Source organism: Marinococcus halophilus (genome assembly GCF_900166605.1).
GTDB lineage: Bacteria > Bacillota > Bacilli > Bacillales > Marinococcaceae > Marinococcus > Marinococcus halophilus.
In genome coordinates, this window is the sequence record NZ_FVZD01000006.1 from 1,557,178 (window position 1) to 1,580,526 (window position 23,349).

At 48.2% G+C, this 23,349-nt stretch carries 15 protein-coding genes and 1 riboswitch; of the genes, 3 read left to right on the forward strand and 12 right to left on the reverse strand.

Annotated elements, in window-relative coordinates; all coding sequences use genetic code 11:
• Positions 1-90: 90 nt before the first annotated feature.
• From B5066_RS13965 to B5066_RS13995, 7 genes are all read right to left on the reverse strand, one after another.
• Positions 91-3,387, reverse strand: coding sequence for an SbcC/MukB-like Walker B domain-containing protein (locus B5066_RS13965; protein ID WP_079476509.1), 3,297 nt, complete (start codon positions 3,385-3,387; stop codon positions 91-93).
• Between the two features lies 1 nt (position 3,388).
• Entirely contained in the window at positions 3,389-4,546 is a 1,158-nt protein-coding gene (locus B5066_RS13970; protein ID WP_079476510.1) for an exonuclease SbcCD subunit D C-terminal domain-containing protein, read from the reverse strand.
• 25 nt (positions 4,547-4,571) lie between these two features.
• Positions 4,572-8,201, reverse strand: a complete 3,630-nt coding sequence (gene addA / locus B5066_RS13975) for a helicase-exonuclease AddAB subunit AddA (RefSeq protein ID WP_079476511.1) — start codon at positions 8,199-8,201, stop codon at positions 4,572-4,574.
• A complete protein-coding gene (gene addB, locus B5066_RS13980) occupies positions 8,179-11,676 on the reverse strand; it encodes a helicase-exonuclease AddAB subunit AddB (RefSeq protein ID WP_179124121.1) in 3,498 nt (1,165 codons plus the stop codon). The genes addA and addB overlap by 23 nt, the downstream gene beginning before the upstream one ends.
• A gap of 145 nt (positions 11,677-11,821) precedes the next feature.
• Entirely contained in the window at positions 11,822-12,145 is a 324-nt protein-coding gene (locus B5066_RS13985) for a hypothetical protein (protein ID WP_079476513.1), read from the reverse strand.
• 271 nt (positions 12,146-12,416) lie between these two features.
• Entirely contained in the window at positions 12,417-13,715 is a 1,299-nt protein-coding gene (gene odhB, locus B5066_RS13990; protein ID WP_079476514.1) for a 2-oxoglutarate dehydrogenase complex dihydrolipoyllysine-residue succinyltransferase, read from the reverse strand.
• Between the two features lie 13 nt (positions 13,716-13,728).
• Entirely contained in the window at positions 13,729-16,575 is a 2,847-nt protein-coding gene (locus B5066_RS13995; protein ID WP_079476515.1) for a 2-oxoglutarate dehydrogenase E1 component, read from the reverse strand.
• Positions 16,576-17,036: 461 nt separating this feature from the next.
• Between B5066_RS13995 and B5066_RS14000 the strand changes: the two genes are divergently transcribed.
• A complete protein-coding gene (locus B5066_RS14000) occupies positions 17,037-17,816 on the forward strand; it encodes an HAD family hydrolase (RefSeq protein ID WP_079476516.1) in 780 nt (259 codons plus the stop codon).
• Between the two features lie 22 nt (positions 17,817-17,838).
• On the opposite strand, the gene B5066_RS14005 is transcribed toward B5066_RS14000, so the two are convergent.
• On the reverse strand, positions 17,839-18,108 hold the full coding sequence (locus B5066_RS14005; protein WP_079476517.1) for a hypothetical protein: 270 nt from the start codon (positions 18,106-18,108) through the stop codon (positions 17,839-17,841).
• A 128-nt stretch (positions 18,109-18,236) separates the two neighbouring features.
• Between B5066_RS14005 and B5066_RS14010 the strand changes: the two genes are divergently transcribed.
• On the forward strand, positions 18,237-19,574 hold the full coding sequence (locus tag B5066_RS14010; protein ID WP_079476518.1) for a YjiH family protein: 1,338 nt from the start codon (positions 18,237-18,239) through the stop codon (positions 19,572-19,574).
• Positions 19,575-19,632: 58 nt separating this feature from the next.
• Here the strand turns inward: B5066_RS14010 and B5066_RS14015 are convergent, their stop codons facing one another.
• The 4 genes from B5066_RS14015 to B5066_RS14030 all read right to left on the reverse strand — a co-directional run bounded on the left by B5066_RS14015 (position 19,633) and on the right by B5066_RS14030 (position 21,783).
• Positions 19,633-19,953, reverse strand: coding sequence for a hypothetical protein (locus B5066_RS14015; RefSeq protein ID WP_079476519.1), 321 nt, complete (start codon positions 19,951-19,953; stop codon positions 19,633-19,635).
• Between the two features lie 129 nt (positions 19,954-20,082).
• Positions 20,083-20,775 (reverse strand): hypothetical protein, encoded by a 693-nt coding sequence (locus B5066_RS14020; RefSeq protein WP_079476520.1) that lies wholly within the window; start codon positions 20,773-20,775, stop codon positions 20,083-20,085.
• Positions 20,776-21,068: 293 nt separating this feature from the next.
• A complete protein-coding gene (locus B5066_RS14025; protein WP_233133223.1) occupies positions 21,069-21,458 on the reverse strand; it encodes a type II toxin-antitoxin system PemK/MazF family toxin in 390 nt (129 codons plus the stop codon).
• 58 nt (positions 21,459-21,516) lie between these two features.
• Complete coding sequence (locus tag B5066_RS14030; protein WP_079476522.1) at positions 21,517-21,783, reverse strand: hypothetical protein; 267 nt, start codon at positions 21,781-21,783, stop codon at positions 21,517-21,519.
• Positions 21,784-22,063: 280 nt separating this feature from the next.
• Positions 22,064-22,243: riboswitch (Lysine riboswitch) on the forward strand.
• Between the two features lie 149 nt (positions 22,244-22,392).
• On the opposite strand from B5066_RS14030, the gene dapA reads away from it, so the two are divergent.
• Entirely contained in the window at positions 22,393-23,280 is an 888-nt protein-coding gene (gene dapA, locus B5066_RS14035; protein WP_079476523.1) for a 4-hydroxy-tetrahydrodipicolinate synthase, read from the forward strand.
• Positions 23,281-23,349: the final 69 nt, after the last annotated feature.

The window sequence follows — 23,349 nt, forward strand, 5'->3', positions numbered from 1 at the left end:
TTAATTTTTTTATGTAAAACTATTTGTAATTACAATACGGTAAATGAAATTTTACCTTTTGCTTTAGAAAGCCCCTGAATCCTCAGGGACTTACACTGTCTCCATTTCTATAGTAGAACCGCTACCACCCGGACTTGCCGGAGTCACCACCAGTCGTTTCGGCACACGCTGCTGCATATCCGGAACATGGCTGATCACCCCTACTGCTAAATACTCCCCGTGCAGATTCTCAAGGGCTTCCATTACCGTCTCGAGCAAGTCCTGGTCCAGCGTCCCAAAGCCTTCGTCCAAAAAGAAAAACTCTAATGGATGCTGACCCTTCAGCTGTATAGACGTGGAGAGGGAGAGAGCCAGTGCGAGAGAAGTCAGAAACGTTTCGCCTCCGGATAGCGTGGAAACAGGGCGGTAGACCCCTCCATTGGCATCGTCCCGAATAACAAAAGCATTCTGTTCGTTTACTTCAATGGCATAGCGTCCTCTCGTTAATGCATGCAGCCGCTGCGAAGCTTCTCTTGTCACCTGCACCAGCTGCTCTTCAGCAAGAAACTCGACGAATTTTCTTCCTTTCATGATCTGGTCAAGCTCTGTGAGCCGTTCTTTTTCTGCCTGCATTTCGATCCGGTTCTGCTCGAGTTCCTGATAACGTTCTACCTTTCGTTTAATATCTTCAAGCTTTTCTTTAATGCCTCCGAGTGTTTCTTTGTACCGGTCCCATTCCTTTGCTGCTTCTTTGTATTGCTTCTCCCCCTCGTTAAATACGTCTTCAGTTACCCGTTCATTTTGAAGCTTTCCCTGCAGCCGGCTATGTTCATACTGCAGTTCTTTCTGTTTGGTATCAAATTCCTCCACCTGCTGCTGAAGATTCGTTTTCTGCTTTTCCGAGAGCGAATAGGCAAGCACTTCTTCTGGGCCGGCGGTTGAGTCTTTCTGCTGTTTTTGACGAAGCCATTCGGTTTCTGCCTCTTTCCATTTGGCTGCGCATTTTTGCAGGGATTCTTCACTTTCTCTACTCGAAGTGCGAGTGCGTTCCAACTCCTTTTCAGCTTCCCGCTCCTGCCTCTGCAGGGCTTCCTTTTCTGTTTCAAGCTTCTTTGCCCGCTCGTCGACTGCTTCTTTCCACTCTTGCCTGGTGCGTCCTTCGAGCTGCACATTTAACTTGTTTTCTGCTTCTTCTCTGGTTTTTGCAGCCTGCTTCCACTCGGATACTGCTACCGCTTCCACACTTTTTACCTCGTAGAATTGACGCTCACGGGCAGCGAGATCAGCACGTTTTTTTTCAAGATAATTCTGGCCCTTTTCAATACGCTGTTGGATACTTTTTATTATTTCTTTTCGCTCTTTTGCCTGTTTATACTCTTCCTCAAATTGATCCAGGCGAAGGGGAGCGAAGGATTGTTCCCACTGGTGCTTTTGTTTCTGCCATTGGTTCTGCAGACGCTCGAGTTTTCTTTTCTGCTCCTCGGCATGTGCTTTTTGCTGGTCGATTTTCATGGCAAGACGGTCTTTCTGACGTCTCCACTCCTCCCAGGAGCGATTCAATTCCTGGGTTTGCTCTTTTAACCGGTCTATCGTGGCTAATTCCGCTTCCCACCGGGTAAACACAATACCTTCCTCTATTTCTTCCGGGGAGGTTTCTTCTATTTGTTCTTTTCCGGAGGAAAGTGTGGAAGCCACATGCTGCAAACTAACTTTTGTATTTTCCCACGCTGTTTTCCATTGGCGGAGTGCTTCCATTTCTTCCTGTACGTGCTCTTCCACTTCTTCATGCGGATCTGCAGCCGGCGATGGATGCTCTGTGGAGCCGCATAGCGGACATGCTTCCCCCTGTTGGAGCTCTTCTGCCAGGATTCGGAGCTGCCGTTTTTGTTCGGCTCGCTGCTTTTTTTCGACATATTTTAATTCCTGCTCAACGCGACGAATGTGCGTGGCTGCCCGGTCATACCAGTAATAGATATTCTGCGCTAATTCTCTAGAACGTATCTGAAGCGTTTCCTCTTCTTTATCTGCATTACTTGTTTCTCTGGCAATATCATTCAGTTTTTCTTTAGCGGCTGTGTCCTGCGTCATCTGTTCACTCAGCTGCTGATTAAGAGCATCAAGCCACTGCTTTTGTGACGAGGCTTCATCCATATCTGGAAGATGCTCTTCTTTTTTTTCAGCTGCGGCAAAGTCCTGCTTAAGCTTTTCGAGCAGCTTCTGTGCTTTTTGTTCTTCCTTCTGCAAATGAGTAACCTGACCGGAAGCTTCCTCATACAACCGGCGCTGCTTTTCCATCTCCAAAAGCTTTTCCTTTTCAAGTTCACTAAGGCGCTGATATTCCTCTTCCAGCGTCTCAATTTGTTCGTAGCGGCGCTGCCACTCCCGCACCAGCCGTTCTTCCTCCTCCCATCGTTTTTTATTTTCAGCAGCATTACCTTCTGCTTCCTGCTTTTTGTTTTTCGCCTTTTCGTGTGCTTTTTGTTTTTCTTTTAAGTCCTGCTCCTGCTCCCTGTGCTCCTGTGCCGCTTTTTGAAGCCGGTCAGCATACGGATAAAGCGCTTCATACATTTCATTTTCTTTTAACGTGAGCCGCTTTTTTTCTATCTCCGGCCTCGACGCTTCCCATTCTTGTATGGATGACTTCAGGTGTTCAAGCTCTTCTGTCCACTGATACTTCTGTTTAACTTCTTCGTACCGTTTCCTATACTTTTCCACCTGCTTTTGCTGCTGTTCGACAAGCTTCGTCCACCGGGCGTGTTCTTCTTGAGCTTTCTTTAAATCTTCATTCGAAGCAGGTCCGAGTCCCTGCTGTTCTGCTTCAATATTATGTACGCCCTGCTCGGCAGTTGTTTTCCGGGATTTCACAGAAGCGATCAGCTGATTGCCGTATTTCTCCAGATGAAACAGCCGTTCCAGCATTTTGCTGCGATCACTGCCCCCTAAATGAAGAAATTCAGCAAATTTCCCCTGGGGGAGCACCACAGCACGTGTGAAATCATCGAGGGTCAGCCCGAGAAGCTCTTCAATTTTTTGATTGACCGCTTTTGTTTTTTCCGCAAGCACTACCGGCTCCTCTGTTTGATCGGTTAACCGGCACAGCTTTCCAGCCATTGTCGCTTCCCCAGTACGTTTATAATGGCGCTCGATATGATACACTGACGGCCCAAGCGAAAACATAAAGGAAACCCGTAGTTCATTCTCCGACTGGTTCATGATCCCTTCGGTTTTCGAAGCCCGCTCGACATTTCCATATAACGCTAGCGTCATCGCGTCCAACAGTGATGATTTTCCGCTGCCGGTCGGCCCAAAGATGCCGAACACTCCATTTTCGCAAAGCGTTTTAAAATCTACGGTCTGTTTTTGGCGAAAACTATGCAAGCCTTGAATCTGCAGTTGTAATGGTTTCATTTTATCCGTCCTCTTGCTGAATAAGTTCTAAAAAAAGATTTGTCACTGACGGGTCAGGCACCGCCCCACCGGACTGTTTTTCATAAAAGCGTTCAAACAGCTGATCGATGGGGATATGTTTTTTGCTTTCCACCGGTTCAAGCTCCTGGCGGGAATAGACCGGGCGGATCGTCAGCAGTCCAGTATGCTTCGTTCTCAGGGCATGGATATCTTCAATGGAGAGCTGATTTTCCACATATACATCCACCTCTACCCAGGCGTTCCAGTCCCGCTGTTCCTCCACCCACTGCTGCAGCTCCGCGAGCCCGTTCCTTGCCTTCCATATACTGAGCGGTTTGCCTGCTGTTAAAGGAATAGTAGAAATCTGCGCTTCACTTTGGCTATCATTTGTATCTATAATTGTTACCGACTTCTGCTGGCCTGCTTCGGAAAAGCTGTAAGCAAGCGGGGAGCCTGAGTACCTTGCCGGCCCTGCTGCTCCCCTAACATCCTGAGGCCGGTGCATGTGGCCAAGAGCCGTATAGACTGCGTGCTCGGGAAGGCTGTCAGCAGTGACAGTGTAAGCTCCTCCCACTTCGATCGGACGCTCCGAATCAGTAGAGTCGCTGCCGGCAATAAATAGGTGGCTCATGCCTATAAGAATATCCTCCGGACGCCGGGAGGATGCAAGCCGCTGAAAAATTTCCCGGACTTTTTGATTGTAGGCGTCCCGTAGATCTATTTCTGTTGCTTCCTCCATAAATGCCTGCTTCAATCTTGATTCCGACGGGTATGGAAGCGTCTGCACGTACAGCCGTTCTTCTGAGAGCGGGACTACCACCGGTTCGATACCAGGATAACCACGCAAATGAATACCGTGTTTCCGAAGCAGTGTCCGTGACGCTGCCAAGCGTTCCGGATGATCATGATTGCCGGCAATGACTATAACTGGCACCCGTCCGTTATCACTCATTCTGGCCATCGCTTCATAAAACATTTCTTCTGCAGCGGCAGGCGGGTTGACAGAGTCAAACACGTCCCCTGCCATCAGGACCGCATCGATCTTTTCTTCTTCAATAATCTGAATCATTTCCTCAAGGATACGCTGCTGTTCTTCAAGTCTCGAACGCCCCTCTAGCGTCCGTCCTAAATGCCAGTCGGCGGTGTGCAGTAAGCGCATAAACTCCTGCCTCCTTTCCTTTCTTTCATTGGCCGTTCATGGAAATGGCCTGCATGCCGTCGAAGGCGAAAATATAAGCTTCTGATATAGCCGTCTTCCATATGCTCTCCAGCGACGAGCGGTATAAATCAAGCTGAGTCTGGTAGCGTTCCCGCAAAAATTCCTGCTGCTGCAGCGGGTTTCCTGGAAATCGGGATTGTACCAGGTCCGTTTTATAATCAATAAGTACCCAACGGCCATCCGCTTCCTGGATCACGAGGTCTGCCACTCCCTGGAGAAGCTGCCGGTTTTCAAGCCCTGCCTCGGTTACTCCAGCTGTAATAGGAACTTCTTTCTGCACTTTTTCTGCCGCCAGGACACGCCGGCCCAAATCAGTGTCAAAAAAGGCGATGACCGCAGCAGTATCAACGCTTTCTGCCTGCGCAGACGTTATATATTCTTCATCCACCAGCCTCCGCAGCAGCCGCTGCACCCGTTCTTCATCAGGGGCTCCAGTAAAAGCCAGCTGTTCCATAACAATATGAAGAACGGTTCCTTTTTCTGCCGGACTCACCGCTTCTTCCATCATAAATGATGGTCTTCTTGCATAAGTTGATGTGAACGTAGTCGCGTGTCGCTGCTCCGCCTGAGGATCCTCCGAGCGCCGCTTCCATTCGCTTACTGAAATTTTGGCTGCGTGCCTCGTGTCTGCCTCATATTTATAACGCCAATACATACGGCGCCGGACTTCTTTGCTCCACTCCTCGCCTGCAGGTACCTCTTCTTTATCCTTAACCGCCTGAAGCCAGCCGGCTGTCTCCGTCTCTTCCTGCACTGAACCAATCTGCAGGGTGGATGCCGGCACAATATGGACCCTCCAGGTGGAATTATCCCTCAGGTTTCTGCTTGTCCGCTGCTCTAATGGGTCTACATCGGCGTGCTGCAACAGCACAGGCATCAGCCAGTCAAATGCATGCTGGGCCTCCAGACGGTCATGCAGTTCAAGAGTGTTCCCCGCCTGGGCGCTTTTCTGCTCCCATTCTTCGAATTTCTTCTCCACTCGCTGCATCGAGCTTACGAGGACTAATTTTTCTTCCGCTCTTGTGAACGCTACATAGAGCACACGCAGTTCTTCGGCAAGGCTTTCTGTTTTCATTCGGTGCTTAATCGCCGCATGCGGAAGGGTCGGCCAACTGATGCGTTGTGTTGGATCTACATATTTCATACCGATGCCAAGCTCTTTATGAAAGAGCAGCGGCTGCCGTTGATCCTGCACGTTAAAGCTTTTTTGCAGACCGGCAGCATAAACAATGGGAAACTCCAGGCCTTTGCTTTTGTGGATGCTCATAAATCGTACGACATCTTCCTGTTCCCCAAGCGCTCGCGCTGTGCCCAGGTCTTCTTTTCGGTTCTTCATGCCTTCAATAAAGCGGAGGAAGCGGAAGACACCACGAAAAGATGTCGATTCATACACCCGGGCACGATCATACAGGGCAAGCAGATTTGCCCGTCGCTGCTTACCTCCGTGCAGACCGGAGCAGAAATCCAAATAGCCGGTTTCTTCGAGCAGTGCCCAAATGAATTCTGACAGTGGTTCGTATTTGGAGCGGCTGCGCCAGCCTTCAAGCTGCTCCAAAAAAGCCTGGGCCCGGGCCTGCATGCTGGAGGAACCAGCAGCTGCCAGCTCTACACACTGGTAAAAAGAAGCACTTTTGTCCTCAAGTCGTACCTGGGCTAGCATTTCTTCATCCCAGCCGATGATCGGCGACCGGAGCACAGCGGCGAGCGGAATATCCTGCAGTGGGTTATCAATAATCTGAAGCAGGGAAATCATAATTTGAATTTCAACTGCCTGAAAATATCCTCCGGACACTTCCGCGTACACAGGGATGCCATACGCCTGCATCTCTTCCATCATTTCGTTTACCCAGGGCATCGACCGCATTAAGATCACGTGGTCCCGGTACACCGGCCGGCGTTTTTCCCCTGTTTCCTGGTCCGTCACCCAGCCATTCTGCATTGAAAGACTGATCGCCTGGGCAATCCACCTGGCCTCTGCCCGGGCATTAGTCAGCTCTGCCGCCTGCGGATCCTGGTCTGCGACATTTTCCTGATCTATAACAGCTACCTCAGTTTCAACGTTTCCTATGTCCGGGTACTGATCGTTGCCCCATTTTAATTCTGCCTGTCCGTCGTAGGCAATCCCGCCGAGATCGTTATCCATCAGTTGGCGGAATAAGTAATTGACAGCATCAAGCACCTGGCGGCGGCTGCGGAAGTTTTTATCAAGCATGATCCGTTCACCGTCATCGCTTTCTCCGTACCGCTGGTATTTTTCTAAAAACAGGTCCGGCTCTGCCAGCCGGAAGCGGTAAATGCTCTGCTTAACATCCCCGACCATAAACAAATTATTACCAGAAGCAAGCTGATTGACGATGCTTTCCTGCACGAAGTTTGTATCCTGGTACTCGTCCACGAGTACTTCCTGGAAAAAACTGCGATAATGCTCCGAAGCTTCTTCAAAAGCCAGAATCTGCAGGCATGTATGTTCCAGATCGGAAAAGTCCATCATCGCCCGTTCCTTTTTTATCTGGTAGTACCTTTCACTAAACACCTGCACCAGCCGGCACAGCTCCCGGACCGAGGGATGGAGAGAAGCAATATCACTCAACGCGTCTTCCGGGTTTTCGGCTACCATTTCCTCCTGCAGTTTTTGAATCACTTTTTTGGCTCCGTCCCGGCCGTTTTTTACCTGTTCCCTTCGTTCAGGAGCCACCTCTTCTTCCTTTTTTCCCGCCAGGCGTTTAAAGGTGAATGCAGCCAGCGTCTGCTGCAGATCCTTCCACGTCTGGGCTTCAAGAGCCTTCCGGCACGTTTCAAGCTCATTCTGCAAGAGAGCGAGGTTTGCTTTTGGCCCGTCCGGCTGCTCTGCAGCTGCAATTGCATTTTCGTATTTGCGGGCCGCCCCGGCCAGCGAGGTCTTTGCCTGCTGTATCATTTCATGGCCCCATGGCAGTTCTTCAACCGACCTGCTTCCGTCTGTCCGGTATTGATCGGCCACTTCCCGAAGCCATCCCGACGGGTCTGCATGAGCCCGGGAATACTGGAACAGCCGGAGCACTGCTTCGCGCAGCGAGTCGTCGCTCCGATCTTTATTCAGCCGGTCAGCAAGCAGGACAAAATCATCGTTATCCTCGCCGGCATAATTTTCCTCAAGCAGTTCCTCAAGCAGTTCCTCCTGAATCATCGCCCCCTCATTCTGGTCCATAATCCGAAATTGGGGATCCACATCCACCAGATAATAATACGTGCGGATGACGTTCATACAGAACGAGTGCAGAGTGGAGATGGACGCCCGGTTCAAAAGCGCCAGCTGCCTGCGGATATGCAGATTGGCAGGCTCTGCTTTCAATTGTTCCTCGAGCGCTTTGCCTACTCTTGTCTTCATTTCTGCAGCGGCTGCATTAGTGAATGTTACGATCAACAGACGGTCTACGTCCACCGGGTTTTCTGCTTGTGTAATTTTTCGAATTACCCGTTCAACCAGCACAGCGGTTTTCCCGCTCCCCGCTGCAGCCGAAACTAAAATATTTGCTCCTTCTGCCTGAATTGCTTCCCACTGGCTGTCCGTCCAACGGGCATCTGTCGGTTTTTCAGGAATGGTCCTCAGACTCATCGTTTTCCTCCTCCTGGAACAGCGTCTCCCATTTCATGCCACCGCTTCGAAAGCTCCGGAACTCGTTGCCCGGGAACCCGCGGTCAAACTGGCATACAGAATGAAATTCACAGTAGTCACATGCTTTTTTTTGCTTCATTTGAAAAGGTTTAATACTCGTATCGCCGGAGCTCAGTTGTTCGCCGATAGCACGGATTTTTTCGCGGATATGCCCGCGAAGGCGTTCAAACTGTTCTTTTGAAACTACTGGCGATTGTTTATTAAATTCTCCGCCTTTAGTCAGACGTGCTGGAACGATAAATGAATCGGTTTCCGATTCAAGCCGCTCATCCATCATTTTAGCAATGCCGGGATCATCAGGAAGAATCCCTTTCATCCGGAACTGCTTCATCATTTCCTGTTCAATATCTTCCGGTGACCAGGACCTTCCCGCCTGAATAATCGGGTTATGGACGTTAAAATATAGCACCCCCGCAGGGTCTGCTTTCGTTCCGAGCCACTCTTCCGAAAACGACAGCACCACGTCCAAATATACAAGCATCTGCAGCGCCAGCCCGAAAAATACTTCTTCCGGACGCAGATCTTTTTCACTGGATTTGTAATCAATCACCCGCAGCAGCACTCCACTGTCCGATACAGCCTGATCAACGCGGTCAATTCTCCCTGCCACTTCCATCTGTGTGCCATCAGCCAGTTCAAATAGAAGCGGCGGAATTTCTTCGCTCGGTCCAAAGCCTACTTCAAGCCCAATAGGAGAAAAACGGCTTGATTTGGCCTGCTGGCTCAAAACCATCGAAGCCCGCTGCACGGTCTCTTCAAGCTTTTTCAGTAAATACTGGTGTCTGGAATTGCTTAAAAGAATCTGCCGCTGAATCGCCGGAGCCAATTCATGCACAGCTTCTTCTGCATAGTCACGGGCATTTTGCTCGGAAAGCTCCTCCCATGTCCGGCCGTCCCGGTACACTGCTTTTGTCACGTCTTTTAAAGCCGCATGGAACAGCTGCCCGATATCCGGTGCTTCAAGCTTGTACAACTGTCTTTCCTTGAGTTTTAATCCGTATGAAGCAAACTGCCGGAAAGCACAGGCTTCATACTGTTCCATTCGCGACACGCTTGTTTTCATTTTTCGGCCGTACAATTCCTGGGTCGTTTTCCTGGAAAGGTCCACGGCTTCATTGCGGTAAAACAGGCTCTTAGTCAGTTTTTCAAGACGGTTGTGTTTAACAAAAACATTATAGACGCTCCACCAGAGGCCTGCCACTTCCTCGCCCTGTTTACAGCGTTCGAGTTCCCCAATTAAAAAACTCATTGTTTTCATGGAAGCATTCACAAAATGCAGCTGCTGGTCTTTCGGGTAAACGCTTGGTTCATTTTGAACCAGGATTGGCGCCTGGTCCGGGAACATATCCAGCAGCTGCTGGATCACGATCGAAGGCTGCAGCCGCTTCCCTTCTTCATCTGCCATCGGATAGCTGACAATCAGCTTGTCCGCTGGCATGCTCATCGTACGGTAAATGAGAAAATTTTCATTCAAGAGCTTTGCCTCACCGCTTTCTTCAAGCTCGATTCCGCGCTGCTCCAGCCAGGCACGGTCTGCCTCCTGCAGCATGCTGCTCTCTTCAAGTGCGGCCGGAAGTATGCCTTCATTCACGCCAAGCAAGTATACCACTTTAATACCGAACAGGCGTGAACGTTCCATATCAGCTGCCGTTACCTGATCGAGGGAAGGCGGCACAATCGAAAATGTAGCTTTTGTAAGGCCCGCTTCCATCATCTGTTGAAACGTCTTCATCCCTGCTTTGTCATTACCAGCAACTTCTACCATCTGCTCAAGCAGTTCCACCATCATGTCCCAGATCTGTTCGTGCTCTCTCGCCATTTCCAGGCGATTATGCCGGAGGCAGTCATCACGCATCGTTTCAAGCTTTTCCGGAATCCGCAGCTCCTCCAAAAATGTAAATAGCGCCCCCGCTTTCCCTCGTACGGTATCCGCTTGTTTCAAGCGGGCCTGCAACGAGAACAACGGAGCGCTTAACCGCATCCGCGTGTGATGAATATCCTGCTCGATTTCGTAGTTGTCTTTATGCTCCCACTCGTCCTCCACATTTGTGGCATGGTACCGGTACACCCACCGCTCTTCGCTTTTCCAGTCTTTTTCTTTGATATTTCGTGCGAGCACATAGTTTTCCAGAAAGTCTACCTGTTTTCTCGCTTCTGCCCAGGACTCCTGCACGTCAAAGAGCATATCTGTCTTAAATGTTCGAAACACCGACTCATATCTCCAGCGTTCTGCAATTGTTTCAAGCGCCGAACGAATAAATTCTACCACCGGGTGGTTTAATACGGGACGTGTTTCATCCACGAACACAGGAATACGATAATCATGAAATACAGTTTCAATAATGTGATTGTAATCCCTGGGATTTCTGGCGACCACTGCAATGTCTTCATACCTGTAGCCGTCGTCCCGGACGAGCGCTGCGATATCCCGGGCACATTCTTCTACTTCGGTCCGGCGGTTGACCGCATTTTTAACTGTAATAGCTTCGCCAGCACGAAATGTTTTATAAGAACGGTTTTCCATAAATCTTTCTAAATGCTGTAGTGCTTCGTTTTTAGTTGATGCGCTGTCGTTGAACCAGTATGGCTTGTTCACCGGCACTGCATGTTCTTCTGCCAGGGCACTTAGCTGATAATACGTTTTTGCTGTCTGCCTGAACATATCCGGGGCGGGATGAGCCTCTTCCTTATTTGTCAAATCATCGAGCGTCAACGCCACCCGGACGCCTTGTGAATACTGGAGCAGCTGCTCGACCACTGCCAGTTCCTGCGGCGTGAACCGGTGAAAGCCGTCAATATATATGACGGCATCTGCGATATACTCAGATGCAGACACCTTTTCGGTCAGCCAGAACAGCTGCTCTTCGCTGCCAATGTACCGGTCGCCGATGACTTTATCCATCTCCTCCCAAATCAACAGAAGATCCTGAAGCTTTGCTGTTAAAATACGATCAGCCCCGGTTGCCCCGCTATTTTCCAATTCTTCCACCATACCGTGCATAGCCGCTTTCGACACGTTATGGGTTTTCCATTCCGTGATCACGTCATCCACCTGGTCAATGAACCCGTCCGTATAACTTGAGGTTTCGTACAGTCGAAAATGCTTACGCTGCTCACTGATAATCTTTCGAATCAGCATCTGCTTGCCTGTTTTCTGGAGAGCTGTTTTTGCTGCTCCGCCTGTTTCCTGAAAAATTTTCCATGCCAGCCTGGGAAAACTGTAGACCTGGGCTCGCGTCATTCCTTTTTCCGACAAGTGGACTAGCTGCTGTTCCACTTGAAATGTCATTTGGTCAGGGGTAATAACGATTACCGGCGGCCCGTTGGGGTCACTGGTAATCATTTCGTTAATTTCATGATATATGGCGGTGGACTTCCCCGTTCCGGAACGCCCAAGGTAAAATTGTAGGCTCATGAACATTCTCCTCTACCGGATTAAAAACCGGATCATATGTTTGGTTTTATTATATCAGATTTTTATTTTTTTGTTTAACTTGGTATGTGAAATTAAAAAAATGATTAATAAAAACGCCCTGGCTGCAGGGCGTTCTTTGATAATATTAGGAAACAGCGTTTGCTGTTTTTTGAGGTTTGCTGAATCGCTTCACGCCTGCACAATTAAGATGTTCGAACGGACCGAATCCATGGAGGAATAGGCGCAATTCTTTTTTCAACTGTAGGCGTTCATGTACGTACACAGAGATATCTTCAAATTGGTAAAGCGTATATGTAGCAGTTTCAGCAGGGCTTCCTACCTGTACTACCGTATCAACTGGGCCTTTGTCTTTTTTCTGATTCCAAAAATAAAATGGGTCCAGCGTAACTACGCCTCCATCTCTTCTAATACGCGCAGCTGTTTTTCGGTCCATTTTAATATTGCTCATACTATCCCTCCTTGATATATCGCGTTCTCTTAACGATCACAAAGCGATTATATCAATAGGTACAAGATGTACGCAAGCGTTATTTAAAGAAAAAATCATTTATTTTTACTTCACCTCTAATTTTACGAAGAAATAGCTGAAAATCAGGTTTTATCGCAAATTATCAAAAAATGTGGGTTTTTACTCCCATGGTTTCGCACATTCATCATCCACCTGTTACTTATTTCCATAGAAAAAAGCCCGCGATCAGCGGGCTTTTTTTCCTCGGATATTAGCCTTCAAGGAGAAGGTTTTCCGGATCTTCAAGCAGCTGCTTAAGCGTTACGAGAAAACTCACTGCTTCTTTTCCATCTACGATACGGTGGTCGTATGAGAGGGCTGTATACATCATTGGGCGATTCTCCATCGTATCCTGGTCAATGGCTACCGGGCGCCACTGAATAGTGTGCATTCCGAGTATGCCAACCTGGGGAGCGTTCAGGATTGGAGTCGACAGCAGGGAACCAAACACGCCGCCGTTCGTAATCGTAAATGTACCGCCCTGGAGATCTTTCAGGGTTAATTTATTGTCCCGGGCTTTTAAGGACAGGTCCATAATCTCCTGTTCGATTTCGGCAAATGTTTTGCGATCGGCGTCCCGGACGACAGGCACCACGAGGCCATCATCAGTGGAAACAGCCATACCGATATCATAAAATTGTTTTTTAATTACTTCTGTTGCCTGAATTTCTGCATTTAATAGCGGGTATTTTTTCAGTGCAGCAATAACACCCTTCGTGAAGAAAGACATAAATCCGAGGCGCACGTCGTGCTGCTCCTGGAACGTATCCTTCCGGCGCTTTCTCAGGTCCATAATTGCTGACATGTCCACTTCGTTAAATGTAGTCAGCATCGCCGTTTCCTGCTGGACTTCCTTCAGGCGGCTTGCAATTGTCTGGCGGCGGCGGGACATTCTAATACGCTCGACCGGCTTGCCTTCGAACTCATCCTTTTCACTTTTAGCCGCAGGTTTTTCAGGCTGTTTTTCCTCTTTTTTGCTGCTGCCTTTTACTTCCTTATCCACATCTTCTTTACGGACACGTCCCTTTGGATCACTTCCGGCCACTTCGTTCAGGTCAATGCCTTGTTCGCGCGCGTATTTGCGCACTGATGGGGAAGCAACCGGACGGTCAGCCGGAGATTCTTCTTTCGCTTCCTCTTTTGTTCCTTGTTCAGGTTCAGATGCTGCCGGTTCTTTGGAATCTTCCTGTTTTTCTTCCTGTTTCGCTTCGCTTTCTTTTTCAGGGGCCGCTTCTTCCGAACTTTTTTCTTCTGAGCTTCCGCCGCCCGCTTCGCCGTTTTCATCCACTACAGCAATTACTTCGCCGACTTCCACGTTGTCGCCTTCTTCTTTCAGCAACTCCTGGAGGACACCAGATTTTTCCGATGGGATTTCCACATTTACTTTATCGGTTTCGAGTTCAGCAATGTTTTCTCCTTGTTCGACTTTATCGCCTGGCTTTTTTAACCATTCTGCAATTGTTCCCTCTGTAACGGATTCACCTAGTTCTGGTACTTTGATCTCTGCCATGACTGCGTCCTCCTTATTCGTTTCCTTTTAGGGCTTCCTGAATAATGCGGTTTTGCTCTTTTTTATGAATCGTGGGATCGCCCTCTGCCGGACTTGACCTTCTGCGGCGTCCAATATAGTCCACCGTTGTCCCTTTTGGAGCCAGATTATGCAGAAGCGGGTACATGTAAGACCATGCGCCCATGTTCTTCGGCTCCTCCTGGACCCATTGAATCGATTTTACGTTTGGATAAGCTGTTAAAATATCTCGAATTTCTTCTTCCGGGAACGGGTAGAGCTCTTCGACGCGGACGATATGAATATCACTCGGCACTTCGCCTTCAGCCAGTGCTTCATGCAGATCAATTGTCATCTTTCCGGTGCCTACAAGCAGACGTTTAACTTTCTTTTTATCTTTACCAGTCAATGGATCCTCTACTACAGACTGGAAAGAACCTTCTCCGAAAGCTTCGGGTTCACTTGCTACGGTCTGATTACGCAAAAGACTCTTTGGCGTCATAAGCACAAGGGGACGCATCTCGTCTTTTCCGAGAAATTCTGCCTGGCGCCGAAGCAGGTGAAAATACTGGGCTGAACTTGACAGATAAGCGACATTCCAGTTGTTTTCTGCCGAGAGCGTCAGGAAGCGTTCAAGCCGGGCGCTCGAGTGTTCCGGTCCCTGTCCCTCGTAGCCGTGGGGGAGCAGAAAGACCATACCTGATTTTTGCCCCCACTTGGCCCGGCCTGCAGAGACAAACTGATCGAATATTACCTGGGCAGCGTTGCCGAAATCACCAAACTGGGCTTCCCATAATGTCAATGTTTCAGGAGCCTGCACGTTATAGCCGTATTCAAATCCGACAATGCCGTTTTCAGAAAGCGGGCTGTTATAGAGTGCAAAAGCCGCATTCGCTTTCGAGAACGTATGCATCGGAGAATAAATGTCGCCATTTTTATGGTCATGCAGCACCAGGTGTCTCTGTGCGAATGTACCACGCTGGGAATCCTGGCCCGTCAAGCGCACCGGCGTCCCGTCAGCCAGGATTGTCGCAAAAGCTAATGCCTCAGCGTGGCCCCAATCCACTTTGCCGTCTTCTTCCATTGCCGGACCGCGGCGCTCAAGGATTTTTCTTAATTTCGGGAATACGTTAAAGTTTTCCGGCCAGGTAATAAGCTCCTGGTTAATTTCTTTGAGCTCGTTTAAATCATAGCCGGTTTCTACTTTTGGAAGGCGTTTCTCCACTTCTTCCGGCACTGGCCCGATCTCAGTTTCTGTTTCTTTATCTTCTGCTACTTTATTGTATTGGTCCCGCAGGTGATTCATCGTATCTTCTTTCAGCTGATCTGTTTCGGATTTACTCCAGAATCCGATTTCGTCCAGATAGTTCGCATAATGCTCACGCACGGTCGGATGCTCCCGGATCAACCCGTATAAGTAAGGCTGGGTCGCCGCTGGTTCGTCCGTTTCGTTATGGCCGTAACGGCGGTAGCCAATCAAGTCAATCAGGAAGTCTTTGTTAAATTTGTTTCTGTATTCGTAAGCAAGCTGTACAGCTGCGAGACATGCCTCCGGTTCATCCGCATTCACATGGATAACCGGGATTTCATACCCTTTAGCCGGATCACTCGAATAGGTAGTGCTTCGTGCATCATGCGTATCTGTCGTAAAACCGAGTTGGTTATTGGCAATGACATGCACAGTTCCACCCGTCTGGTACCCTTTCAGCCGGCTCATGTTTAAGGTTTCCGTTACAACACCTTCACCGGGGAAAGCTGCGTCCCCGTGCACCAAAATAGCCATGGCTTTAGAACCGTCCTGCTGTGGGAAGCCCGGTTCGCTGACATCGTCCTGTGCCGCCCGTGTATAGCCCTCCACAACCGGGTTTACATATTCCAGATGGCTTGGATTGTTTGCCAGGGAAATACGGGACTCAAAGGATTCCTGGTTAATGTTTTTATCCGCACCCAGGTGGTACTTAACGTCCCCGGTCCAGCCGTAGTTAATCCCGACCGACCCTTCAGAAGGCACGAGATCTTTATTCGGAGAATGCTGAAACTCGGAAAAAATTAAATCATATGGCTTGCCGATAACCTTAGCGAGAACGCTTAACCGTCCCCGGTGGGCCATGCCGATCATAATATTTCTTGCGCCGTCCTGCATCGCGCTGTGTGTGAGCTCTTCCATAATAGGAGCGAGGATGTCGATCCCTTCTATAGAAAAACGTTTTTGCCCGACGAATGTTTTCTGCAGAAACTGTTCAAACGCTTCTACTTCTGTAAGGCTTTTCAGCAGTGCTTTGCGCTTATCGTCCGAGACAGCACTGTAAATTTCGCCGGACTCCACTTTGCGGTTAAGCCAGCGATGTTCTTCCACATCGTGTACGTGGTCGAATTCAAACGCGATGGTTTTAGTGTACATCTGTTTTAAATGCTCAATTGCTTCAAGTCCGTCAGCCACTGATGCCGGAGCGTCCGGGCAGAGAATTTCCTTCGGAATCGTGCGAAGATCCTCTTCGCTTAATCCATACTCTTCAATTCGTAAAAACGATGTTTCTCCGTTTGGTTCCTGCAGCGGGTTAATATCCGCAGACAGATGGCCATGAATACGAATGTTTTCAGCAAGCTTGACGGCATGCGCGATTTTTTCCATGTTAAGTCCGGCACCGACTGCCTGGTCTTTTTCGTCCACAGCAGGAGCATAACTGACTGCTGCTTCCCCGTTTGAAGAGGGCGGGCCGTACTGGTCAAACCAGCTTTTGATATCCGGATCTACATCTTCCGGATTTTCTTTATATAGGTCGTATTGCTCCCACATATAACCCAGATTGGGACCATAAAATTCCTGCCAGGCTTCTTCAGCCCTGGATTGATGCTTACTCATCGAGTGATACCCCCAGCTTATGTGATCAATAAGTTTTCCAAACTATCATATTAGTCGTGTATTATCTATGAAAGTGAACCATTGGAATGGAGTTTCCACCATCACTTCCCTTCTTCGACTCAACCAATTCTTCGAGAACATGTCTTTTCATAAATCAGACATATTTTAACATGCTTAAAGCAGTTGCTCAAAACCGTACACAGTCAAGTATACGTAAAATATGTATGTTCCTCGCTGCAGGAGGCCGAAAATTCACCTGATTCCCGTTTCAAGGCACCTTTAGAGCGGCGTTTCTTATGAAGCGTTCTCACACACCTACATTGTACACTAATTCTTTTCACTTGACAGTCCCTAAACTGAATTATTTGCTTTTCAGTACGGCGCGGCATATTTCTTTTTCTTAAATAATAATCGCTGTGCTATGATTTATACATACTTTTTACTTTCACGGGGGAATTTTTATGAAGACACTTATCTTTGATTTAGACGACACCCTGCTTTGGGACAAAAAAAGCATCTCCGAGGCCCTGCGTGCTACAGCCTTCGACGCTGAGATACGCACCGGGGTAAAAGCGCCGCTGCTCGTGGAAACTGTGAAGCAGACAGCACCCGAACTCTACAAGAATCTCTCTGTGTATGACTTCACTAAAACCATCGGTATTAACGCATTCGAAGGTCTCTGGGGACATTTTGACGATATCGAGCACCGGCGCTTTCAAGAAATGAGCCGGCTTATTTCCTCTTACCAGAAGGAGACCTGGACAAGGGCGCTTTCGGCCCACGGTATTCATCAGCCGGAGACAGGGGAATGGCTGAAAAATCGTTTTATTATGCACCGGCGGCACCTTCCCTACGTCTACTCCGATACTTTTGAAGTACTCCACACGCTAAAGGACCAGTATCAGCTGCTTATGCTTACTAACGGCTCCCCGAGCCTGCAGCGGCTGAAGCTCTCCCTGACTCCAGCCCTGGTGCCTTTTTTTGATCATATTATTATCAGCGGCGAATTCGGAGTTGGAAAGCCCGACCCTTCCATATTTACTCATGCGCTCCGGCTTGCCGGCAGCGATCCCGAGAATACATTAATGATCGGAGACAATATGAACACCGATATTTCCGGGGCCAAAAACGCCGGCATCAGCAGCGCCTGGATCAACCATGACGGCAGCATCCCGGCACACGACTTCCGGGCTGACCATGAACTAGCGTCACTTGGGGAGATTCTTCATATTCTGCGCTGAGCCTCTGCCTGCTCTGTGTAGCTTATAAAAACGGGCGCAGCTTTTTAACATATCGTTTCACACGGAAGAGCACCTCACGCTGTACCGCCGGGCGGGGAATCTGGGAGGCCACTGCTTTTACGTCAGGATAAACTCCGTAAGCATGATAAGCAACCGGTATGAGGGCTTCAAATAGTATATCGCCGCGTTCCCGGTGGATGACTTCAGTTTTCACCTCCGCTATATGTGTCCGGAGCTCATCCTCTGGTTCTTTTAAATAAACGGCTTCAATATCGAAAATGTATTGCGGCATAGCCTGTTCGTTTCTCCTTTCCAGATGAAGGGTAAAAATATTCTTTGCAAATGGCGGCTTTCGTGTTAATTTAGTACAATGTTTGTAGTAATTATACATAAAATTGTATGAATATCGAGGTGAAGAAAATGAGTTCCACCCCATCCAATCGGGCGTCCCACGCCCTTAAGTTTATTATCCCTTCGTTGATCGGGATTTTCTTATTTATGGTTCCTATTTCTACCGACGCCGGCTTAACTGTTCCGGTGGCCCTTCTTGCCGGGTGGCTCGAAACACTGCTAAGCGGCATACTGCCCGCTCTGGGCGTTATTTTCATTGGCATTTCCGTAGCCGGCGCCATTATTGCCAGATTTCGGCCGTTCTCTTCAGGCATTGCTGTTTCATTGTTTCATGTAACGAACGGCTGGCTTTTCATCCGGATCTTAGGCTTTCTGTTTGCCTTTTTAACATTGTTTCAAATCGGCCCTGACTGGCTTATCGGGGATGCCACCGGCGGTCTCCTTCTTTATTCCCTAATACTGCTTTTAATTACCGTCTTCTTTTTCGCCGGTTATTTCCTGCCGTTTCTGCTTAATTTCGGCCTGCTCGAGTTTTTCGGCTCCATCCTTACCATTCTGATGCGCCCGTTATTTACGCTTCCGGGTCGTTCGTCGATTGATGGTCTTGCTTCCTGGCTGGGAGATGGAACCATCGGGGTGCTTTTAACAAGCCAGCAGTATGAAAGCGGCCATTACACACAGCGGGAGGCTGCAGTTATCAGTACGACGTTCTCGGTGGTCAGCATCACCTTCACTATCACCATTCTCGGTGAGTTGGATCTGCTTGCCTACACCCTGCCGTATTACCTCACCATCGTTGCTGCAGGTGTCGTATGCGCACTCATTATGCCCCGGATTCCTCCGCTTTCCCGGAAGAAGAACGAGTATTACAACCAGCAGCCTGCAGACGAGATTGCCAATGGCCAATCAGGCAAGAACCCTGTCGTTTCCGGGTGGGAAAAAGCGCTCCATAAAGCTTCCCACACCCGCTGGTCTTCCGTCCTGGTCAGCGGCACAAAAAACGTACTCGACATGTGGATCAGCGTGATCCCAATTGTCATGGGCCTTGGTACTATTGCTGTTGTAATTGCTGAATCCACGCCGCTGTTCGCGTGGCTTGGGGCCCCGTTTGTTCCGCTCCTGCAGCTCATGCAGGTCCCGGAAGCTACAGCAGCCAGCGAAACGATGCTCATTGGCTTTGCGGATATGTTCCTGCCGGCTATTCTTGGCACGGACATTGAAAGCGAAATGACCCGCTTTATTATTGGGGCTTTATCGGTCAGCCAGCTTATTTATATGTCCGAAGTCGGCGGCCTGCTGCTTGGCAGTAAGCTTCCTGTCCGATTTACCGATCTTGTTCTCATCTTTTTGGAAAGAACCATTATTTCACTCCCAGTTATTGTTCTTATTGCTCATTTCATTTTTTAATACAGCGGCAGGAGACAAAAAAGCTATAAAAAGCCGGCGGAGGGCTCCGCCGGCTTTTTTATGCTTCAGTACGCTGTTTTCCGTACCATTCATCAAGCACTTTTGCATCGAGTACCTTGCTTTCAATAAAGTTCTGCTGCTTTGTTTTAAATTCTTTCTGCCAATTAATATTCAGCTCTTCTGCAAGCTCTACAGTGGTAAGCAGCTCCTGCCAGGCTACGTAACGTTTGTACCAGAAAAACTGCGGCTGTTCATTCATATAAGGATACAAATCGTCAAAAGCTGTGTGTTTACAGTCGATGGTGCGTTCAAATTGAGTTTTTGCTTCCTGCAATTTGCCGGCAAAAAACGTGCTGAGGTTTGTTTCGTTTTGACTCATCAGCTCTCCATCCCTTCTGTTATTTACCTATATTCTGCCACAGAAACGCCTGTTCGAAAAGAATTAAGTGCATCCTGATCTTTCCAGAAAACAAAAAGCGCTGCGGCTCCGCAGCGCTTTGTTTATCTATTAACCAATTCGGTCAAGACGGCGTTCCATCCGCTCAAGCTGATGGTCTCCAGCTTTCTTTTTATTGGAGGATTTAATCAATTTTTTCAGTTTTTTCTTCGTCGTTCCTGCCGGAAGAAGGCCCTCGCTGAGCAGAAACTTGTAGAAGAAATCAAGGCGCCCGGTCTCGAGTTGGTAAGCGCGCGGCACCTGCTGCAAATACGAGGTAACGGCCTCTGATAAGGAAGAATTGTGAGCATCCAACTCGCTGTAACGTTCTTTATACATGCGGTAATTGTTTTCACTGAGGCGGTTCATAAGCGTCAGCAGAAAACGCTCTTCATTTCCCTGAAGCTGAAAGCCTTTTTTCTCAATCAAACGAAGAAACACCGCAAGGTCCGTGTTATAAAAGTCGAGTGCCAGCTTCATTTCGCTTGTGACAGAAAGCGTCAGCGAGTATTTTCCCTGGGCACGGGCAAGCAGCCGATTGTAAAGCGCCCGGTTTACACGGTCATTTAAAAGAAACGACGGATGGATCGTATACAAATACTTTTCGATATCCTTATTGAGAAGTTCATCAGTCCAGTCATCGTTTTCACGTCTCTGCCTCATCTGTACCTGCAGGTCTGTGTTATGACCCTGGATCCGTTCTTCTGTTTGGCGGGCAAGCTGATTGCGCTTATCTCTCCATTTTTGCTTCATTGCTTTAAGCATATGAAAGCCTCCCTTCCTTATCCTCTCTCTTATAGGCTGGTTTTATCCAACCCTCTCTTTATTTCCTAGAGCAGTGTATCACATCACAACTCAAAATAAAATAGAGCATTTAAAAGTTTTTCGTATTAATTTAAACCTTTGCGCTACTGAGAAGACTTATTAAGCTCACATAAGGATATATCGCTTTTTAAAGGCATTCATTTCTGTTTTTTGTAACAAAAAAACCTTTCCGGCCGGAAAGGTTTTACGTATCAATATGCAGGCGGGGACCCACAGTCGTTATGTATAATGAATTAATTGAATTCATGCAGGCCCAGGCTTATTTCGAGGCCCTTGCGTACCTGCTCCATGGTATCATCGTCCAGGTGGGTAATCTTATCCGTTAACCGCTGCTTGTCAATGGTACGCAGCTGCTCAAGCAGAATAACGCTGTCGCGGTCAAACCGATGCTTGGCTGCATCAATTTCCACGTGCGTCGGCATTTTTGCTTTTTTAATCTGTGCCGTAATAGCTGCTACAATTACCGTGGGACTGAAGCGGTTACCAATATTATTTTGAATGATAAGTACGGGTCGGACGCCTCCCTGCTCAGAACCGACTACTGGAGACAGGTCCGCAAAAAATACGTCCCCCCGTTTAACTACTTTTTTATGATGCTGATTGTTTTGTTTCGAATCACTCAAACCACCCATTCACCTCCTTTTCCGGTTGCGCGCTTATGCTGCCGGACAGGATGAACAGCTAGTTTTGTTCGTTCAGCCGTCGTTCTGTCAATTGTGTAGATTCTGTTTCGGCATATTCAAATTCAGCGCATATTTCAGCATTTAGTGCAGCCATTTCTGCATATCCGTTCTTCAATTTTTCCTGCATGTCTGTAGATTTTTGTTTTTCGATCTGGTCCTTTAACACCTGATGAAAAAAAGAATCCTTTTCGGACTGGGACAGATGTTCGATTTCCGTATAGAGTTCTTCTGGAAGTTCTAGAGCGATCTGCTGAAGCTGCGACATACGTAATTGGCCCCCTAATGTTCTGTTTTCCCTCCCTTATTATATAAGAAAGCTTCCCGAAAATGAAATGTGTTTTTAAAAATTTTTTATTAACATAACTGTAGAACAGTCAAAACAACTGCGGAGAAGGGATAAATAATCGATATTTAATTATGTTTATGTACATTAGAATTGGGCAATATAGAAAATACAATTAATTTTAAGACGGACTATTGTCTTTCAGGACGTTATCTGCTATGGTGTAATTAATTAATTTCATATCCTGCTTCTTTATTTGAGAAGTGAGGTTAGAGGTTGCGAAAATTATTAGTACGCTTTAGGAAGAGAAGGAGCTCTGGTGATTAAAGCGGAAAGGGGTTTTTGCCGAAGCTGAGAACGACTCACTCGTTCAACGCTGGTCTCGTATTGAATAAATGCGGGACTGTCATACAGGTTTTCTGTATGGAGGGCTATCTCACGCACGTGCGGTTCTGCTTAACAGCTGAAGCGTTCCTGCAACGATGGACTCCTTCCATGGTTGCTTTTTTCGTGTCCAGGCGGAGGCGAAGACGTGAAACCGCAAGCCCTCTCTTTTTAGGCAAGACTATACTTTTAAGAGGGTGAGTAATTATGAATTTTGGAAGATTAAGTACAGCGATGGTGACTCCATTCGATGAACACGGAGATATAGATTACACTGCATTAACCAAATTAATTAATCATTTGATCAGCACTGGAACAGAGAGCATTGTAGTTGCCGGCACCACCGGCGAATCTCCAACGCTTTCCCATGAAGAGAAAATTTCATTATTCCGTCATACGGTCCAGACTGTTAACGGCCGGGTTCCGGTTATTGCAGGCACCGGCTCCAATGACACTAGAGCTTCGCTTGCATTATCCCTTGAAGCAGAAAAAATTGGCATTGACGCTGTCATGCTCGTTACTCCTTATTACAATAAACCGAGCCAGGAGGGAATGTATCAGCATTTCCGCACGATTGCCGAAGGAATTAACACTCCGGTGATGTTGTATAACATTCCGGGAAGAAGCGCGGCCGGCATGACCCCGGAAACGATTGTCCGTCTTTCCCATGTCAAAAATATATGCTCTATTAAAGAAGCTAGCGGCGATCTTGAAGCTGCTGCCTATATTCTGCAGCATGCGCCTCAGGACTTCACTTTGTACAGCGGTGATGACAGCCTTACACTTCCACTGCTGTCCGTCGGAGCTACAGGCGTCGTTTCTGTCTCTGCCCATGTAGCCGGAGAAAGCATGCAGGACATGATCCAGAGCTTCTTTAACGGCCAGCCGGTATACGCCGCTTCCCGGCACCGGGACCTGCTGCCACTCATGAAGTCCATGTTTGCAGCTCCTAGTCCGACACCGGTAAAAGCAGCCCTTGAAATGCGCGGCATCATTTCCGGCGATGTCCGTCTGCCGATGGTCCGTTTAAATGCCGAAGAAGAAGCGCAGCTTCGCCAGGTAGTGGCGCCAGCAGCTTCCTTTTATGTTGGCTGATACTGGCCAACAGCCTTAAACCCCGCTGTTTTAAGCGGGGTTTTTCTGTTTTGTTTCTATTTATGCTAC